Source organism: Aromatoleum buckelii (assembly GCF_012910785.2).
Classification (GTDB): domain Bacteria; phylum Pseudomonadota; class Gammaproteobacteria; order Burkholderiales; family Rhodocyclaceae; genus Aromatoleum; species Aromatoleum buckelii.
The window spans coordinates 102689-120383 of the sequence record NZ_WTVH02000001.1 but is presented as its reverse complement, the minus strand read 5'-3'; the positions used below and the strand labels follow the sequence as shown (position 1 = coordinate 120383).

Annotated in this window: 13 protein-coding genes and 3 pseudogenes; 11 read left to right on the top strand and 5 right to left on the bottom strand. The window is 62.7% G+C overall.

Going from position 1 to position 17695, the window contains the following annotated elements:
- Positions 1-104 precede the first annotated feature (104 nt).
- Positions 105-3725: a PAS domain S-box protein gene (locus tag GO608_RS00600; protein ID WP_169199891.1), complete on the top strand. Its 3621-nt coding sequence runs from the start codon at positions 105-107 to the stop codon at positions 3723-3725.
- Positions 3718-4023 (top strand): hypothetical protein, encoded by a 306-nt coding sequence (locus GO608_RS00595; RefSeq protein WP_169199890.1) that lies wholly within the window; start codon positions 3718-3720, stop codon positions 4021-4023. Before GO608_RS00600 ends, GO608_RS00595 begins: the two co-directional genes overlap by 8 nt.
- A 406-nt stretch (positions 4024-4429) precedes the next feature.
- Here the strand turns inward: GO608_RS00595 and GO608_RS00590 are convergent, their stop codons facing one another.
- Positions 4430-4771 carry an alpha/beta fold hydrolase gene (locus GO608_RS00590; RefSeq protein ID WP_169199889.1) on the bottom strand — a complete coding sequence of 114 codons (342 nt, stop codon included), beginning with the start codon at positions 4769-4771 and terminating at the stop codon, positions 4430-4432.
- Between the two features lie 451 nt (positions 4772-5222).
- Here GO608_RS00590 and GO608_RS00585 point away from each other — a divergent pair, with 451 nt between their 5' ends.
- From GO608_RS00585 to GO608_RS00570, 4 genes are all read left to right on the top strand, one after another.
- A complete protein-coding gene (locus GO608_RS00585) occupies positions 5223-6221 on the top strand; it encodes a UPF0149 family protein (protein ID WP_211159535.1) in 999 nt (332 codons plus the stop codon).
- A 219-nt stretch (positions 6222-6440) separates the two neighbouring features.
- A complete protein-coding gene (locus tag GO608_RS00580; protein ID WP_169199888.1) occupies positions 6441-6860 on the top strand; it encodes a PepSY domain-containing protein in 420 nt (139 codons plus the stop codon).
- Between the two features lie 20 nt (positions 6861-6880).
- Positions 6881-7357, top strand: coding sequence for a DUF2271 domain-containing protein (locus GO608_RS00575; protein ID WP_169199887.1), 477 nt, complete (start codon positions 6881-6883; stop codon positions 7355-7357).
- 15 nt (positions 7358-7372) lie between these two features.
- A complete protein-coding gene (locus GO608_RS00570) occupies positions 7373-9580 on the top strand; it encodes a PepSY domain-containing protein (RefSeq protein WP_169199886.1) in 2208 nt (735 codons plus the stop codon).
- Between the two features lie 49 nt (positions 9581-9629).
- Here GO608_RS00570 and GO608_RS00565 read toward each other — a convergent pair.
- From GO608_RS00565 to GO608_RS00550, 4 genes and pseudogenes are all read right to left on the bottom strand, one after another.
- Positions 9630-10453: pseudogene (locus GO608_RS00565) on the bottom strand (IS110 family RNA-guided transposase); the annotation flags it as partial.
- Between the two features lie 283 nt (positions 10454-10736).
- Positions 10737-11003: pseudogene (locus GO608_RS00560) on the bottom strand (transposase); the annotation flags it as partial.
- 205 nt (positions 11004-11208) lie between these two features.
- Positions 11209-12285 (bottom strand): cytochrome-c peroxidase, encoded by a 1077-nt coding sequence (locus tag GO608_RS00555; RefSeq protein WP_169199882.1) that lies wholly within the window; start codon positions 12283-12285, stop codon positions 11209-11211.
- 306 nt (positions 12286-12591) lie between these two features.
- Positions 12592-13068: a hypothetical protein gene (locus tag GO608_RS00550; RefSeq protein WP_169199881.1), complete on the bottom strand. Its 477-nt coding sequence runs from the start codon at positions 13066-13068 to the stop codon at positions 12592-12594.
- 209 nt (positions 13069-13277) lie between these two features.
- Between GO608_RS00550 and GO608_RS00545 the strand changes: the two genes are divergently transcribed.
- From GO608_RS00545 to GO608_RS00520, 5 genes and pseudogenes are all read left to right on the top strand, one after another.
- The gene (locus tag GO608_RS00545; RefSeq protein WP_211159534.1) at positions 13278-14105 is read left to right on the top strand and encodes a hypothetical protein; all 828 of its coding nucleotides are present in this window, start codon (positions 13278-13280) and stop codon (positions 14103-14105) included.
- A gap of 47 nt (positions 14106-14152) precedes the next feature.
- Positions 14153-14809 (top strand): annotated as a pseudogene (locus GO608_RS19605) (DUF6537 domain-containing protein).
- A gap of 147 nt (positions 14810-14956) precedes the next feature.
- Complete coding sequence (locus GO608_RS00530) at positions 14957-15901, top strand: TRAP transporter substrate-binding protein (RefSeq protein WP_211159533.1); 945 nt, start codon at positions 14957-14959, stop codon at positions 15899-15901.
- A 12-nt stretch (positions 15902-15913) separates the two neighbouring features.
- On the top strand, positions 15914-16396 hold the full coding sequence (locus GO608_RS00525; protein WP_169199878.1) for a TRAP transporter small permease: 483 nt from the start codon (positions 15914-15916) through the stop codon (positions 16394-16396).
- Positions 16386-17687 carry a TRAP transporter large permease gene (locus GO608_RS00520; protein ID WP_169199877.1) on the top strand — a complete coding sequence of 434 codons (1302 nt, stop codon included), beginning with the start codon at positions 16386-16388 and terminating at the stop codon, positions 17685-17687. The genes GO608_RS00525 and GO608_RS00520 overlap by 11 nt, the downstream gene beginning before the upstream one ends.
- Positions 17688-17695: the final 8 nt, after the last annotated feature.

The window sequence follows — 17695 nt, the reverse complement described above, 5'->3', positions numbered from 1 at the left end:
TTCGAGTCGGGAAACCCCGGACCTCACTTGGCATGGAGTGGAGGCTGGCAACCGATTACGGCTGATGCCGCAACACGCCGTTTTCGGCAACACCGAGTTGAATCATGCTGGAACTTGCAAAAAACGCGGCGCTTCTGATCGTCCTTTGTCATTTGCACGCCATCGTCCTGGGCGCCCGATTGCGTGACGGCGTCGTCGCGCGGTTCGCGTCCGGGTTACTGGTCGGCGGGATCTGCATCGCTGGGATGCTGACCCCGTTCGAGGCGGGGCCGGGCTCGCTGCTTGATGCGAGGACGGCCGTTCTCAGCATGGCCGGGCTGTTCGGCGGGCCCCTCTTGAGCCTGACGGCCGCGAGCGCGGCCGCCGTTTTTCGCGCCTTCCTGGGGGGCGCGGGAGCGGAAGTCGGGATTCAGACGATCGTTGCAAGCACGCTGCTGGGGCTGATCTACCGCTACTTTCGGAATCGTCATCACCTAGGCATCGGCGGCGTGCAGCTGCTGTTGTTCGGCATTGTCGTCCATGGCGCCATGCTGCTGATCTGGCTCCGACTTCCCGGCGAGGTGCGCGATGACGTGTTCCGCCACGGCGCGGTCCCGTTTCTTTCAATCCTTGCTCCGGCGACAGCACTTCTTGGCATGCACCTCGTGGAGAACCTCCGACGGGCTCGCACGATTAGAGCGCTCGAAGAAAGTGAATCGCGTCTTTTGGCGACCATCAATGCGATGCCCGACCAGTTGTTCGAAGTCGGACTTCACGGCCGCATCTACGACTATCGCTCGCCCCGCTCCGGGCGGTGCCCGCCACGGAGCGAGCACTTCGTCGGCAAGCCCCTGCACGACGTGCTCCCGTACAACGCAGCCGATTCATTCGTCGCTGCACTCAACGAAGCACAGGAAAAAGGCACGTCGGTCGGAAAGCAATACGCGCTGTTGGAAGACGGCACCCAATCGTGGTTCGAGCTTTCGGTTGCCGCCAAACCGGTCCGCGCCGGAAACGAACCACGATTCATCGTCCTGGTACGCGACATCACCGATCGCCAGCAGGGAATCCTGGCGCTCGAGTCGTCGAGGGCGAGTCTCGGAGAGAACCTTTCCTACACTCAGCTGCTCCTCGACTCGGCGATGGATGCCGTCATCTCGATGGATCACCATGGCAGGGTCGTGAGTTGGAACCGTCACGCAGAGCGCATTTTCGGCTACTCGTCGCACGACGCGGTCGGACGGGAAGCGTGCGACCTGATCATCCCCGCTCGCCTGCGCGACGGACACCGTGAAGGTCTGATGCAACTTGTTGAAACCGGCACGCCGAGCGTTGTCGGCAAGCGCGGGGAATTGTTCGGCATGCGTGCCGATCGATCGGAGTTTCCAATGGAACTCACGATTTCGGCGCTGAGTCAGAAAGGATGTTATTTCTTCTGCGTCTACGCACGAGACATAACCGAGCGCAGGGAGACCGAGGCGCAATTGCAGAAATTGTCGTTAACGGTCGAACAAAGTCAGAACATCGTCATCATTACCAATCTCGATGGCGAAATCGAGTATGTCAACGAAGCGTTCGTCGCCAACTCAGGGTACCGCCGGGACGAGGTGATCGGCCGCAATCCGAGTTTTTTGAACTCGGGCAGCACGCCCCGACAGACCTTTGACGATTTCTGGGACGCGATGCGCAGGGGACAGCCCTGGAAAGGGATGTTTCATAACCGTCGCAAGGACGGCAGCGAATATGTCGAGTTCGCGATCGTCTCCCCGATTCGCGAAGCGGACGGGCGCGTGACGCACTACGTCGCAGTGAAAGAGGACGTCACCGAGAAGAAACGCATGGCCGAGGAGTTGGATCGGCATCGCAACCACCTCGAAGAACTCGTCGTAAGCCGCACTGCGGAACTGGTCGAGGCGCGCGAGGCGGCGGACGCCGCCAACCGCGCGAAAAGCACTTTCGTTGCCAACATGAGCCACGAGATCCGCACGCCGATGAACGCAATCGTTGGCCTCACCTATCTTCTGCGTCGCGCCAGTCTGACTCCACAGCAATCCGAGTTACTGAGCAAGATCGACACGGCTGCCGGGCACCTCCTGTCGATCATCGACAACGTCCTCGACATATCTAAGATCGAGGCTGGCCGACTCGAGCTGGAGAAGACGGATTTTCATCTCCCTGCTCTGCTTGGCGACGCGCGTTCGATGATTGCGAGCCAGGCACAAGCGAAAGGGCTGGCGCTTGAAGTCGAGGCATGGAACGGACCAAGCTGGCTGCGCGGAGACCCGACGCGGCTTCGCCAAGGCTTGCTTAATTATCTGGGCAATGCCGTTAAGTTCACGGACACCGGCAAGATCAGTCTTCGCGCCACCCTTCTCGAAGAGAAAGGCGACAAGGTGGAGATCGCGTTTGAAGTCGAAGACACCGGCATCGGCAGTGCACCGGAAAGAATTCCGGCGCTATTCGAGGCGTTTGAACAGGCGGATGCGTCCACGGCGCGGAAATACGGCGGCAGCGGACTCGGGCTGGCAATCACCCGGCGACTCGCCCGCCTGATGGGCGGGGATGCCGGGGCAGTGAGCGAACCGGGCCGCGGCAGCACTTTCTGGTTCACGGCGGAACTTGAGCGCGGACAACGCATCGCCCCGCCTGCGTTCACCTGCCCCGTCGAGGCCGAGGCGGAACTGCGCTGGCGCTGCGCCGGCGTGCGCGTGCTGCTCGTCGACGACGGTTCCCTCAACAGGGAGATCGCAGGCGAAATGCTGCGAGGCGCCGGACTGGATGTGGTCGCCGCGAAAAGCGGACGCGAAGCGGTGGACCGCGCCCGCGACGACGCCTACGGCCTGATCCTGATGGACATGCAGATGCCGCAGATGGACGGGCTGGAGGCGACCCGCCTCATCCGGCGCCTGCCCGGTCGGGAAGTCACCCCGATCGTCGCCGTGACCGCCAGCGCCTTCGACGAGGACCGCCAAGCCTGTCTGGACGCCGGCATGGACGACTTCATCACCAAACCCGTGACACAGGAGAGGATGTACGCAGCCTTGCTCAAATGGCTGCCACGCGAGCATCCTTCTCGCTGGTCCGCGACGACCATCGCTCCACTCGCCTGCAGCCGCACTCCGGTTGCGGACGTTCCTGGCTGGCTGACGGCAATTCCCCAGCTCGACTCGGCGGGGGGACTGGCGCTGGTTAACGGGGACCAAACGAAATATCGTCGGGTGCTGGCGCTGTTCACGGCTAGCCACGCGCGGGAGGCGGAGCGCCTTGCTGCGGCGTTCGCCTCCGGGAACCTGGAGCTTGTCCGGACCTTGGCACATGCGCTTCAGGGGGCGGCTGCAATGATCGGAGCGACCAGGGTTTCGGCAGCGGCAAGAGCGTTACATCGCGCCGTAGGACAGGGGACCGAAAATGAGGAAACGGTCGCAGCTTGTTCGGCACTGCTCGCCGAACTCACTCCGCTCCTCGACGCGCTCACGCCTTTGGTCACGGAGAGCCCGGTTTCCCGTGATTGCCCGCAACCCGCCCGCGCGGACGAGGTCTTTACCCGCCTGCGTACGCTGCTGGAAACGGGAGACATCGCAGCCAACGACCTTGCGTGGGACGAGGGGGCGCTGATACGCACCTGCCTGGGTGAAGCCGCCGGGAGACTGAAGAACCTGATCGAAGCCTACGATTACGAAGGCGCGCTGACGGTACTCGATCGCCATGCCCCACAAGTGGCCCGGAGACTCGAAGCGCTTGCATGACAAGCCCAAAGGCTCGATGTCTTTCGAGCTCGTTTGGCTGGGGAAAGCCTCTTGCTGTAGCACTATCGACAGGCGGCTGTACGACCACTTCCCCTGGAACCGGCAAAGTGAGGAGTGGGTGCCGCTGCCGACCTACTACGGCTATGACGAGAACAAGTTCATTCACCCCGCCGGATTCCCCAAGAAACGTGCCTTCGAGGCGGTCCCACTCAAGGAATATTTCATCGGTGAGTTGAATCCGCGCTTCAACCAGAACGGACGACCGAAACCCGGCAAGCAGTTGCCTCCCAAGGTGTGAGCCTCGAGCAACTGCTCCGCCACCGCCACGGGGAGGCGCTCGTCAGCGAGCGCGTGATGGTCCGCCCCCAGTCGTACCTGGCGCACTACCGCGTTTGGTTCCACCGCTCGGACTCGAACACGCTGTTGCGGGCTCAGATACCCGGCCCCATTCCCTACATGACACAGCTGACGCGTCGTGGACGCGGATCAGCTTCAAGGCTATCTCGCCGACGTCCTCAGGCTCGTGCGATTTGATGCTCCGGCCCCGGGGAATCCGCGCCCGCTTGGCCGATCGGAGGCTGAAGCGGCGTGTCGTCGGGTCCGACCGGCCGACGCAGGTAGCGGGGCCGCGCGGTCGCTCGCCACCGCCCCCGAACGTGCGGTACCCGATTCTTTCATCGATGTGCGCACGCAGATGCCAGCGATCACGCGCCGCCACCATCAGTCCAGTGGCGCACCGGCTCAGCGACCCATACGCCGTCGTCGAGTGGAAGGTCGTGGCCTGCGTAGGGGTGGATCCGCAGCGAGCAGTTCCACGCCACAGCGATCGCCTTCGAGCACTCGACGCGCACCGGCCGGTCGTTCCGGCTCGCGAGGACGAGCACCGGCGGGGCAGGGCGGTCGCGCGGCGGGCGATAGCGCGCCGCGGCGAAAAGCTGGCGCGCCGCGTTCGCGAGCGTCACCGGATGACGAACGCGCAGCGTGACCCGTTCGTCGACCAGCCGCTCATCACGCTGCCCGTCAGCCGGAGGATCATCGTCTCCCACGCGCGCGCGCCGTCGCGCAGCGCGAGTTGCAGCAGGGGCGCATAGCAGCGCGGGCGAAGGCGGCGGTAGAACGGGCCACCGTTGCGGGCACGGCGGCCGTAGCGGGGGCGGCGGCAGGGCCTCGGCCGCTGATGCCGCTTATGTCCAGCGCACGCCGCATGTCGTGCATTGGACAGCAGTGGGTCGGCTGCCGTCCGCCGGGCGTGGCAGCTGAATGGCCGGTTCCAAACGGAAGCGGCCGGACGGCCTACGGAAGCACGTCGGCCAGCTGCCGGTCAGCCTGTGCCGAATGAGCGGCAGCAGGGTTGCGGAAAGCTGCCGCACGGCTCTCAGCGTCGTCCAACGGTCGGTCCGCGGTTACCCAAGAGCTTAACGCCTCCAGCTAGCCTGGTCGGCGAGTGATCGTCATCCCTACTGCTACCATGGCGACCTCACACAGGACGCGCGCCCAATGTACGACGAACCTGACCTGATCCACTCCCCGCTGCAACGGCATTACACCGTCGGTACTCATACGGTCGAGATCTGCATCTACCGAATGCCGCATACCGCCTGGACACTGGAGGTCGTCGACGAACATGGCAACTCCACCGTTTGGGACGATCAGTTCGGAACTGATCAAGCCGCACTTGATGAAGTCATGCGAACCATTCGTGAGGACGGAATCGAGTCGCTGATTGGTGAACCTAGCCAGGCGGCAGGAAGCTCAGGCATGGGGAGCAACCCGCTACGACTTGCAACCCCTTTGTCGGACGAGGAGTTGGAAGAGCTGGATGCCTTCTTGCTGTCTGATGCCACATCGGATGAAACGATGTTGCTCGATCACCTGGACGGCTATCTCACGGCAATCATCGTCGGTCCGACCAGCTTGAACATGAGTCAGTGGTACTCGGGCATATGGGGAAAGCGTGCAGAAGACGCACCCCACTTCGAGACCATGGACGAGGCGCAGCGAATCATGCAGATGATCATGCGTCACTACAATGGCATCATCTGGAGTCTTGAGCATGATGCAAACTCCCACGAACCGCTCTTCGACATCTTCATTCCTGAAGACAAGTCCAAGGAATTCATCGATGCCGAGATGTGGGCCGCCGGTTTCATGGACGGCATCGCGCTTTGTCGCGCCGATTGGCAGCCACTGTTTGATGATCCGCGGGGATATGAGCGGCTCAACCCGATTCGTCTGCTAGGCGGTGACGATCTCAGCGAGAACGAGCTGGCGCTCGCGGACAAACCGGCGCAGCGTGAGGATCTCGCCAAGGACATACCAGCATCCGTTGCGGCTATTTACCGCTTCTGGTTGCCTTATCGACGGGCGATATATGAGCTCCAGCAGGCCAGAACCGTCACGCGCGAGCACCCGAAGGTTGGTCGTAACGATCTATGTCCTTGCGGAAGCGGGAAGAAGTTCAAGAAGTGCTGTGGAGCAGCCTCGACACTTCATTGAATCTTATGCTATCGACCTGACCTGCCGTTCGGCTGCCGCTGCGTTTGCCGGCCTGCTAGGGGATGTCGGCGCCACCTGGTCCTGAGGTCCCTCGCGCGGCAGGGGCCGTGGCGTCCTGAGCTGTAAATCAGGATGAACGATTCACTCACGGACGTGCTTCATCTTGCGTTCAACTTCGGGGCCGTACAATCCTGGCCAAATTGAAAGGAGAAATGCGCCATGAAACCCCGTCACCCCCTTGCCCACGGCGTGCTGGCTCTATCCTTGAGCCTGTTGGCGGTACTCGCCGAGGCGGACGACGATTGCGACGTTCCGATCCAGCGCTGGCAGTCGCGCGACGCGGCCTTGCGAATGGCCGCCGAACGGGGTTGGCAGGTACAGCGCCTGAAAATCGACGATGGCTGCTACGAGATTCGCGGCACCGATGCCGGAGGGCGGCGCTTCAAGGCCAAAATCAACCCCCAGACGCTGGAGCCGGTCGAGATGAAAGTCCGCGATCATGACCCTAACCGCGATCGTCATCGTGAACGCTCGCGCTCGAACGAGACCGGTGCTGCACCGCCGCCCGCGGATGCCGCCACTTCAGGCGCCAATCCCTCCATTACCCCTGGCACCGCCCCGGGCGGCCGGACCGAGTGAATTTTCCAAGGAGAACGACCATGTCAAAAGCATTGATGACCGCCCTGCTTGCCGCCACCGTGCTCACCGTCCCCGCGCTGGCTCACAGTCGCCCGCTGACGATATCGACGACGCTGAAGAACTACGGCGGCGATGGTGCCTATCTGGCGGTGTACGTCACCGACCCCAAAGGCGTTCATGTCAGGACCTTGTGGGTCTCCGGGGGCAAGACCAAGTACTACAAGCACCTGAGCGACTGGAACCGCCTGTCAGCCGGCAAGGCCCGGGCGCTGGACGGTATCACCGGGGCCAGCGTCGCGGCCGGAAGCACGCTCAAGGTCACCGCCGACGTGGCCGATACACTGCTGGACGCCGGGTACGAAATCCGTGTCGATGCGGCGGTGGAGAAGATGCGCGACAGCCCCTCGGAAATCCGGGCCCCGCTGACCACGGAGAATGCCGGCAAATCCCATGCCGGTCGCCAGTACATCCAGTCCTTCATCTACGAACTGAAATAAAGGGTCGGAGCGGTCATGTTCTGGAGAGTACTCCACCGCTGGTTGGGTCTTGGGGCGGGCGCCGTGGCGCTTGTGCTGGGCGTCACGGGCATGATCCTGGCGCTCGACCCGATCGTCGATGCCGCCAAATCGGTGCCGGCGCCGGTCAGCCTACCCGTGTCCACCTTGGTCGAGCGAGTCTCGGCCACGATCCCGGGCGCCGAGGAGATTCGCCGTCTGCCCGCGGGCGATGTCGTTGTCTACGGCTTCGATGGCGATCGCGCGCGCGCGTTCTACGTGAATCCGTCCGATGGACGTGTAATCGGGGAATACCAACCTTCGGCGGCATTGCGCTGGATCAGGAACCTGCACCGCTCCTTTCTGCTCGATGACGTCGGCCGCATTGCCGCCGCCGGTATCGCGCTTTCAATGTTGCTGATGTCGATGTCCGGGCTGGTGCTGCTGACGCGCCGCATGGGCGGCTGGCGGCACCTGGCGGGGCGGGTACGCGGCTCTCCGCTGCAGCGCATTCATGTGATCAGCGGGCGGATCCTGGTCGCGGCGCTGCTGCTGAGTTCGATCACCGCCTTGTACATGAGCGCGGCCACCTTCAGCCTAGTACCCGTGGAGCGCGAGCTCGATCCGGATGTGATGTCAAACGTGCAAGTCCAGGCCGAGTTGCCGGGACACGAGTTGCCCCTGCTGCAGAGCCTGCCAGTCGCGGAGCTGCGCAAGCTGAACTTCCCTTACCGCGACGACCCCGAAGACACTTGGAAGGTCACCACGGATCGGGGCGAGGGCTGGATCGATCGGCACACCGGCCAGACGCTGGCCTGGGAAGACGCCCCGGCGACGCAGCGCATCCACGAATGGGCGGTGCTGTTGCACACCGGCGAGGGGACGGTGGTGTGGGCGCTGGTGCTGGCGGTCCTGGGCGCCAGCATCCCGGTGTTCTGGGTGTCGGGTCTGATGCTCTGGCAGCAGGCACGCCGACAGATGCCGAGGATAGAGGACAACAGCGCGCTGCCCCAGGCCGACGTCCTGATCTTCGTCGCCAGCGAAAACGGCTCCACCTGGGGTTTTGCCCAAGCTCTGCATCGGGCCTTGGTGCGTAACGGGCACCGCGTGTACACGAGTGGTCTTGAGCATTTCCAAGCGGGCGCATCGACCCGCCACATCCTCGTGCTGGCGGCGACCTACGGCGACGGGCAGGCGCCCACCCACGCGGCGCGAGCCCTCGAGCGGATCGCCCGCCAACCGGCGGGCTCGGCGCCGGTCGCCGTGCTCGGCTTCGGCGACCGCCAGTTCACCGCCTTCTGCGCCTTTGCCGAAGCGCTCGATCAGGCGCTGCGCTCCCGCGGCTGGCCGCAATTGCTGCCGCTCGAGCGGATCCATCAACAGTCGGTCCAGCAGTTCATGCGCTGGGGCGAAGTCCTGGGGCAGGCGTTGAACGAATCCCTGACGCTGGACTACGTGCCGCAGGTGCCGCCGACCGCTTCGCTGACGCTCGTTTCCCGCCAGGAGTTCGCTGGCGAGATCGGTCAGCCGGCGACGATCCTGCGCTTCACCTGGCCTGCGCAGCACTGGCTGGATCGCCTGCGGGGGCGCGGCCTGCCGCACTTTGAGGGCGGCGACCTGGTCGGCGTTCTGCCGCCGGGTTCCAGCGTGCCACGCTATTACTCGCTGGCCTCCCGCTACCGAGACGGATTCCTGGAGATCTGCGTGCGCAGGTTGCCGGAGGGCCTGTGTTCCACGTATCTGCATGCGCTGCAACCCGGCGACACGATCCGGGCCTTCATCAAGTCCAATCCGGGGTTTGCTCTCGACGGTTCGCGTAAGCCGGTCTTGCTGGTCGGTGCGGGAACGGGTGTCGCACCGCTGGCGGGTCTCATCCGCGGCAATCGCAAGCACCAGCCGATGCATCTGTATTTCGGTATGCGCGATCCGGCCAGGGACTTCTACTTCGGCAGGGAAATTCACGATTGGCTGGCCGACCATCGGCTGTCGACCCTGAACACGGCGTTCTCGCGCACGCCCGACGGTGGAGGGTATGTGCAGGATGCGCTGCGCCGTGACGCCGCGCGAGTGCGGGATCTCGTTTCCAAGGGCGCCATCATTAGGGTCTGCGGCAGCCGGTCCATGGCGCAAGGAGTGGTTGAAACACTCAACGACATTCTGCGCAGCGTCAGCCTGAACGTTCAACAACTCAAAGCTGGGGGGCGTTATGCCGAAGACGTGTTCTAAGTCTATCCCCATCGATGCGGCACAAACTGCATCAGGTCGGCACCCACGACTGATACAGCAGCGGCTGGACATTGAAGTCGAGCGGGTTTGTTTGTAGCTTCCGGCAGCGCCGCTTGAGCAGGCGCTCGGACGGCACCTCCTTGCCGGCTGACAGCCGTGCCAGGGCCGACTCGATCTCGCGGGCCGCACTGCGTGATCTGCTTCTGGTAGAAGTCGTAGAGCGCCACGGGCTGCTTGAGCACGAAGAGATGCTCGGGCGGGTAATTGCCCACCAGTGCGGCTTCGATGGTCTCGATGCTGGAATGGCAGCGCCCATCGCGCAGCGCGGCAAGTACTTTCGGGTCGCGTTCGCCGCCTAGGATGGCCCGGATGATGCGCATCCCGGTTGCGCCGATGATGTCGCTCACCACAGGGTGCAGTTGCAGGTTCATGAAGGTGAGCGCTTTCTGCATGTGCTGGATGTACGAAGCAGCGTACCCGACAGGCCGTTCGCGCAATCGCAGATACTCGCGCAGCGCGGCGATCTCGCGCCCCGGACGGAAAGCTTGCACGCAACAGGCCGCAGGCATGCAGCCGCTGCAGCCACTGGGCATCATTCACATCGCTCTTTCGCCCGGGGACCATGCGCGCATCGCGGGCGTTGCACAGCACCGCTTCAATGCCATGGCTCTCGAGCACCTCATAGGCCGGTACTCAGTAGACACCCGTGGACTCCATCGCTACCGTCACCACGCCGATCGTTTTCAGCCAGTTCGCCATCCGCTCCAGATCTGCCGTAAAGGCCTGGAAGCTCTGCACCGGTTCATCGCTCAGATCGGGTGGCACCGCCACGACGTGGAACCGGGACCCGACGACATCACCTGGGCCCACCATCGGCTGCACAATCAGCAGACCCGCGGCGTTTTGCCGTCGCTTGGCCATGATTTCCTCCATGGTTGAGGTCGTCGATGTGCCGGACGGGGGACTCGGATTCGATCACTTTCCTAAACGGGGTCACATTCGTGCCACCACAACCTGGTCCGCAGCATTCCCTGAACCATGTTTTTTACGGACTCGCGAGCTTCCAAAAATTTGACGGTCACTGTCGGCACAAGGTCACGATGCACGCGCGGGCTGTTTCTGTCCAGAAAGGAGACGGCGCGCCGGATAGATGGTTTTTTAGCAGGCCCCGCTCCAGCTTGACCTCGGCCAGTTCCTTTCTCACGCGGGCCAGTTCCATCTCCAGATCCGTCAGCGGCTTCTGCGCCTGGCCAACCTCGTTGAGCTTGCCCGCCCGGGCCGCATTCACCCAGTTCTTCATGCTGCCAATCGGGATCGACAGCCGCCGGGCGACCTCTCTCATCGACAGACCTTCGCTCTCGACCAGCTTGACCGCCTGCTCTCGAAATTCCTGCGTAGAGACCCCGCGGGGCATCCGTTCCATCTGTGTCCTCCGTTCGGGTAATTCTAAGAAACGTCGGACTCCATTTTTTCCAGCCTACCTCACTGCGCCCCAGGGCGATCGCCTTGGGGCGCGCCAGCGAAAGGCGAAAGCGTGCCTGACGCGCCTCACCGCACTGCCCGAGTCCGTTCGTGCTTCGGCCAGACCTCGGTTCGCACCAAGACCCGTCCGTCACGCCCGTCAGGTATCAGTGGCTGAGTGGCGTGGTCTTGAGGTGAGGGTCCACAGCGGGCACGATGCTGACTCCCACCGTTAGCGGAAGACGCGGCATGGCCTGCGCGGGAAAAGTCCCGCCAAGACTTGTCAGGAAGGCGACTACATCCTTGACTTGCGCGGGGGTCACGTCCTTGTTCAGCTGTGTCTTCGCCATCACCAACACTGCTTCATCGAGCGTCTGCGCCTTGCCGTTGTGGAGATAGGGTGCCGTCAGCGCAATATTGCGCAATGTAGGCACCCGCCACAGATGTCTGTCCGACTCCTGCTTGGTGACTGCGTGGCGTCCCGTATCCAACAACAAGTCATACTGATTGTCATACTTGCTGCCGGCAAAGGTGGGAAATTTCATGAAAAACCCCTGACCGGCTTGCGACGACGGGCCGCTGAAGTTCGCGCCGGAATGACAGGCGGTGCAGCCAAGCTCTGCGAACGTTTGCATGCCGCGGGCCTGTTGTTCGGTAAGTGCCGATTTATCGCCCTTGACGTAACGATCATAAGGCGTGTCCGGAGTGATCAAAGTGCGCTCGTACGACGCGATCGCCTTCGCCAGGTTATCCATATTGATGGGGTCCGGCGAGCCAGGAAAAGCTGCTTTGAACAATGGAAGATACCCGGGAATGCTTTTCAAGCGTTCCATCACCACCTCGGCGCTGCCCATGCCCATTTCGATGGGATTGGTGATGGGTCCCTTGGCCTGCGCTTCCAGCGAGTCCGCGCGACCATCCCAAAACTGCGCCGATTGGAACGCTGCATTCCAAACGGTGGGCGCGCTGCGTCCGCCGCGGGCATCGTGCATGCCGATCGAGTTCGGCCGATTGTCATCCCCGCTCCCCATCACGTTGTGGCAGGAGTTGCACGAAAGCGTGCCGTGCTCGGACAGGCGCGGATCGAAAAACAGAATCTTGCCGAGTTCAACCTTTTGTTCGGTTTGCGGGTTGTCGGCTGGAATTGGCGGTTGTGCGGGCAGAGGCTCCCACTGCTGAGCCTCCGCGGATGCCGTTACACCGATCATCCCGACGAATAAGAGCGATTGAATGGCCTGCTTCATAGTTGATCTCCCGAAGACGCAGAGAATGCCCAGCAGTTGCATTAGTGACGAGCGATTCACACGGGCAACGACTTCAGCGGGGGCGAAAATTTGCTCTGCATACTTGAATTAAGCATATCTCGGGTGGGTTTGCCACGAATGCGTCTCCCTGCAGAAGGCATGACCGAGGAAAGCCTTCAACTTCTTAGGGGGATAGCTCAGATGTAATCGTTTGCAAAATGCGGCGGTTGATAGATGCGCAGGGCAATTCCCCATGATCGTTGCCTTGACGGTGAGGCCCGCCCTGCCCAGCACCGACGGCAGCCCTCAAGGCACGACCTTGATCGGCGTCCAGCCGGCATGATCGAAACGGCGACCGTAGCTATCCAGGGCAGCGATGATGTAACTGACGCCGTGGGTGCGCTGGTTCTCAGCCGTCTTCGCGGTGACCCGGTCGATGCCACTCGACACCTCCCCCAGAACGTCGTGCAATACGCCATCTGCCGCAGGCTCGAGTTTGCAGTTTTTCACGATGTATGCCACCTGCGTTTCGATCGCCTTGCCCAGGGCGTTGTAGCGTTCATCGCCGAATTGGTCTGCCCGAATCTGCGGGAGACTCTGTTCCACGATTGCCCGGATATTCAGCATGCCTTGCTCGAGCGCCGTGTCGGTTTGCAATTTGGCCTCGGCCTGCACGAGCGGTGCCTGAACGTTTCCAGCCACTGCTCCCGTGGTTACGCCGGCAATGCCAGTCAGCGCGAGCGCACAGGCGATAGCCAGTTTTCTTGCAGAGTTCGCTTTCATTTCCTGTCTCCTTTCTGTTGTCACTGAAGGCGGTCCCGCAATTTGGGTCAGCCTCGAAGCGGTCCGGGATGACACGGGCGAGCCGGCGGCCGCAAACCGACCCCCCATTCCTGCCTTTACAGGCGGGTTCATGAGGTTCTCAAATTGGGTGGAATCAGGTTTGAACGTTACGCTGCGCACGCTGAACGCAAAATGAACGGTGAGCACCGGTGCGTGCGCAGGTTTATGCGCCTTCGCGCGCGCTGCGGCTTGCCGCCCTCCAGCAAGCCATACGTGGAGAAATCGGCAAGAATTCAGGAGACGGTTCGATCGTGCGGCGGCTGGTGGGCTACGGCAAGCTGCGGGGACTGCAAGCGACGGAAACGCTGGCGTCCTTGTATCGGGTCTCCCGGCTGTACATCAACTACTTCCAGCCGTCATTCAAGCTGAAGTCGAAGACACGCCAGGGGGCCCGGGTAACGAAGCACTACGAGACGCCGCTGACGCCGCTCGAGCGCGTGCTGCGCTCAACATCGGTGTCGGAGGCGACCCGGCAGCGCCTGCAGGAGGAGTTTCACGCGCTCGATCCGGTCGACCTCCTGCGCCGTATGCGCGAGGCTCAGCGGCAGGTGGCCGAATGCTCGGCGACGGGCTCTGGGGTGACAGGCGTCAGGACGGACAGTGAGGTACCGATTGCGGAGTTCCTGACCAGTTTGAGTACGGCGTGGCAAGCCGGTGAGGTACGCCCGACCCATGGTCGGAAAGCTCGCGCGGTGCATGATTGGCGCTCGCGCCCGGATCCTTTCGCGCACACGTGGCCGAAAATACAGCAGTGGCTCGAAACGGAACCCGGCGGCAGCGCGCAAGATCTGCAGAAACGGCTCACCGAGATGATGCCCGAGCTCTATTCCGGCGCCCAACTGCGCACCCTGCAGCGGCGTGTTAAAGAATGGCGGGCAAATCGCGCCAGGGAACTCGTAACCCGAATACTCGGCGTCAGCCTCCACCGCAGCACAATCCCGAGGCGACGATTACGCCGGAGTAACATCCTTCCGTGAGGCAACACGACCGGAAAAACTAATTGTCGCCAGACACCCGTCACCTTGTGCTGTGGATGACATACGAGGATGTCGTTCGTGTTGCTGAACTGAAACCTCGTCGTTCGCGGATCGATCAGATGCGTGCTGAAGTAGGTGCACGGCCGGGCGAGCCGGTACATGTCACGGAGTTTCTGAAGCCGCGGCTGGAGGAAATCTGCGCGGTGCTGCCAGCGGGCCTTGGGCAGTGGATCGAGCCGATGTTGAAGAGCTCGCGCCTTGCCACTGGCATGGCCTTCCGATTGCGGACAGACGCTTTGTCCAGTTTCGCTCTCTTGGCCCTGCTGCGCTGCTAGAAACCCTTACGGCCGCGAAGCCTGCGCTCTGCCCAGGAGCAGCAGGTAATGGAGCGCTGGCTGGCGGCTGTAGAGCGAGACGCAGATCGTAGTCCATCGTTGGCGCTGGAACTCGTACGCTGCGGCCAATTGATCAAGGGCTACGGCGACACTGCCGAGCGTGGCCAGCGCAGCATGCGCTTGGTCCTCGAACTGCTGGAGCAGAACGGGGGCGACGCCGAGCGGCTGGCCGTTGTCCGTGTCGCCGCACTCACGGACTCGGAAGGTCGCGACCTTGCCCTTGCGCTGGACAAGCCCGTACCGCAACCGCGGGCGGTGCCGGTACGGATCGTCCGCGGTAATATGGCCAGGGGCTTCGTTCCCATATAATCTGTTGTGCGTCAAAATGTTTTATATAAACCTATAACTATTCACCAAAGTGAGGAGACAAGACATGAACAAGCACACATTCGTCTACGGTATCGCCATGGCGTTCGGCGTGGCTGCCGCACTACCGGCGTCGCCGCGGACAAGCAAGTGGAGCTGCGTTTCGCACACTGGTTGCCGGCGCAGCATGCGCTCGTGAAAACCGGCTTTGCGCCCTGGGCGAAATCCGTGGAAGCCGCGTCGGGCGGCAGCATCAAGGTGATGCTCTTTCCCGCCCAGCAACTCGGCAAGGCGGCGGACCACTACGACATCGCGCGCGACGGCATCGCCGACATGAGCTGGGTCAGCCCCGGCTACCAGGTCGGCCGTTTCCCGATCTTCGCCGCAAGCGAACTGCCTTTCATGGCGAGTGCGCCGGGTGCGGGGTCCGCGGCGCTCGACGCCTGGTATCGCAAGTACGCCGCCAAGGAGATGGCCGACGTCAAGCTCTGTTTCGCCCACATGCACATTGGTACGCTGCATTCCAAGGCCCCGATCACCGACCCCGATCAGATCCGCGGCATGAAGATCCGTCCGGCCAACGGCACGGTGGCGCAGATGGTGACGCTGCTCGGCGGCAGCAACGTGCAGGTGTCGGCGCCGGAGTCGCGTGACGCGCTCGACAAAGGGGTGGCCGACGCCATCACCTTCCCGTGGAATTCGCTGATTACCTTCAACGTGCACAAAGCGGCCAAATTCCACACCGACATGCGGCTTTACAACGCTTCCTTTGTGTGGGTGATGAACAAGGGCTGGTACGACCAGCTCTCGACCGCGCAGCGCAAGGTGATCGACGACCACTGCAACAACGAGTGGGCGGCCAAGGTCGGCACCGCGTGGGGCGACGAGGAGGATTCCGGCGCGGCCAAGCTTGCCGAGATGGGGGGTGGCCAGACCATCGTCAAGCTCACCCCGGCCCAACTGGACAAATGGAAGAAGGCAGTGATGCCGGTGTACGACATGTGGGCCAAGGCGACGCCTGCTGGAAGCGCCGATCCGGTCGAAGTGCTCGACGAATATCGGCGGGAGCTGAACGCCCGTAATGCCGCATACTGAGCCGAGGCAGCCATGAAAGCGCTGCTCGCGACGACTGAAACGGTGGCTGCGGTCTTCCTGCTGCTGATCGCGCTACTCACCACCACCAACGTGCTCAGCCGGGAACTGCTGGGCGTGACGATCCCCGACTGGTTCGACGGTTCCCAGCTGTTGCTGGGCATCGCGCTGTTCTGGGGGATGGCGATCCCCAGCTACCGCGGCGGGCACATCTGTGTCGATATCCTCTGGGAGCACCTAGGGCCCGCTAACCGGCGCCGGCTGGACGTTCTCGCCGCTGCGGTCTGTGCGGCGTTCCTGCTACCGCTGGCATGGATGGTATGGGTCAAGGTCGGCGGCGTTGGTACGCAGTCGACCTCGGACCTGCGTCTTCCGCTGCTGGGCCCCTATGCGATCGCCGCCGCTGGCATAAGCTGCGGCGCCCTGCTGGCCTGTGCACGTCTTGTCGAATTGCTGATGAATCACGTTCGTCGCGAGGAGGAACAGCATGGATCGTGATCTCGTCGCCCTCGGGGGGTTCGTTCTGATGTTCGTGCTGATGGTGCTGCGCATCCCCGTCGGCATTGCGATGGGCGTGGTCGGCGTACTCGGCTTTGGCGTCCTGTCTGGCGTGGGGCCGGCACTCAACCTGCTCGCCAACGTGCCGCTGTCCGTCGTGACGGACTACAACCTGTCGGTGATTCCGATGTTCATCCTGATGGGCGCATTTGCGTCGAGTTCGGGCATGAGCCAGGAACTGTTTCATTCTGGCGGAATGTGGTTCGGACACCGCCGCGGCGGCTTGGCGTACACGTCCATTGCCGCTTGCGGCGGGTTCGCGGCGATCAACGGCTCGTCGGTGGCGACCGCCGCGACCATGACTCAGGTTGCTTTGCCCGAGATGCGCAAGGCCGGTTATGCACCAGGCTTCGCTGCAGGACTCATCGCTGCCGGGGGCACATTGGGCATCATGATTCCGCCTTCGGTCATCTTCGTACTGTATGGGATCATGACCGATACCGACATTACGCAGCTCTTCGCGGCCGGGGTCGTGCCAGGCTTGCTGGGCGTCCTCTTCTACTTCCTTCTGGTGCAATACCTCGGTTGGCGCAGTCCGGCCAGCATGCCGGTCGGTGAGCGTCATGGCTGGGGCGAGCGCGTGGGCACTTCAGTCGGCCTGTGGCCCGTGATCCTGCTCTTCGTGTTGGTGCTTGGCGGCATCTACGCGGGCTACTTCACGGTGCAGGAAGGGGCAGGCGTGGGCGCGATGGGCACGTTGGCAATCGGGCTGGCGCGGCGGCGGCTCGGCTGGAGGACGATTCGGCAGTCCCTGATTGATTCGCAACGGATCTCGTCATCGATCATGTTCATCGTCGTCGGCGCCTTCCTGTTCGGCTACTTCCTCACCGTTACGCAGTTCACTCAGAACGCCGTAAAGTTTCTGGTCAATCCGCCGATTGGCGCTTACGGAGTGCTCGCGGTCGTGCTGATCGGCTATTTTCTGCTCGGTGCGGTGATGGATGAACTGGCCATGATCCTGCTCACGGTCCCTATCGTGTTTCCGGCGATGATCGAGCTCGGCTTCGACCCGGTGTGGTTCGGCGTGATCACGGTGATGGCCGTGACCTTCGGGATGATCTGTCCGCCCGTGGGGATCAACGTCTTTGTCATCAATTCGATCGCGCGCGACATTCCGCTGGGCAAGGTTTATTCGGGAGTGATGCCGTTCGCGGCGGTCGATGTGGCAAGGCTGGCCATCCTGTGTGCGTTCCCGGTGCTGTCGCTGTGGCTGCCGCATTTGATTGCATGAGGAGTCCC

Bases quoted from the DNA above. Each gene is read 5' to 3' on its own strand.
- GO608_RS00600 (WP_169199891.1), top strand. From the start codon at position 105: ATGCTGGAACTTGCAAAAAACGCGGCGCTTCTGATCGTCCTTTGTCAT.
- GO608_RS00585 (WP_211159535.1), top strand. From the start codon at position 5,223: ATGTACGACGAACCTGACCTGATCCACTCCCCGCTGCAACGGCATTAC.
- GO608_RS00580 (WP_169199888.1), top strand. From the start codon at position 6,441: ATGAAACCCCGTCACCCCCTTGCCCACGGCGTGCTGGCTCTATCCTTG.
- GO608_RS00575 (WP_169199887.1), top strand. From the start codon at position 6,881: ATGTCAAAAGCATTGATGACCGCCCTGCTTGCCGCCACCGTGCTCACC.
- GO608_RS00570 (WP_169199886.1), top strand. From the start codon at position 7,373: ATGTTCTGGAGAGTACTCCACCGCTGGTTGGGTCTTGGGGCGGGCGCC.
- GO608_RS00555 (WP_169199882.1), bottom strand. From the start codon at position 12,285: ATGAAGCAGGCCATTCAATCGCTCTTATTCGTCGGGATGATCGGTGTA.
- GO608_RS00550 (WP_169199881.1), bottom strand. From the start codon at position 13,068: ATGAAAGCGAACTCTGCAAGAAAACTGGCTATCGCCTGTGCGCTCGCG.
- GO608_RS00525 (WP_169199878.1), top strand. From the start codon at position 15,914: ATGAAAGCGCTGCTCGCGACGACTGAAACGGTGGCTGCGGTCTTCCTG.
- GO608_RS00520 (WP_169199877.1), top strand. From the start codon at position 16,386: ATGGATCGTGATCTCGTCGCCCTCGGGGGGTTCGTTCTGATGTTCGTG.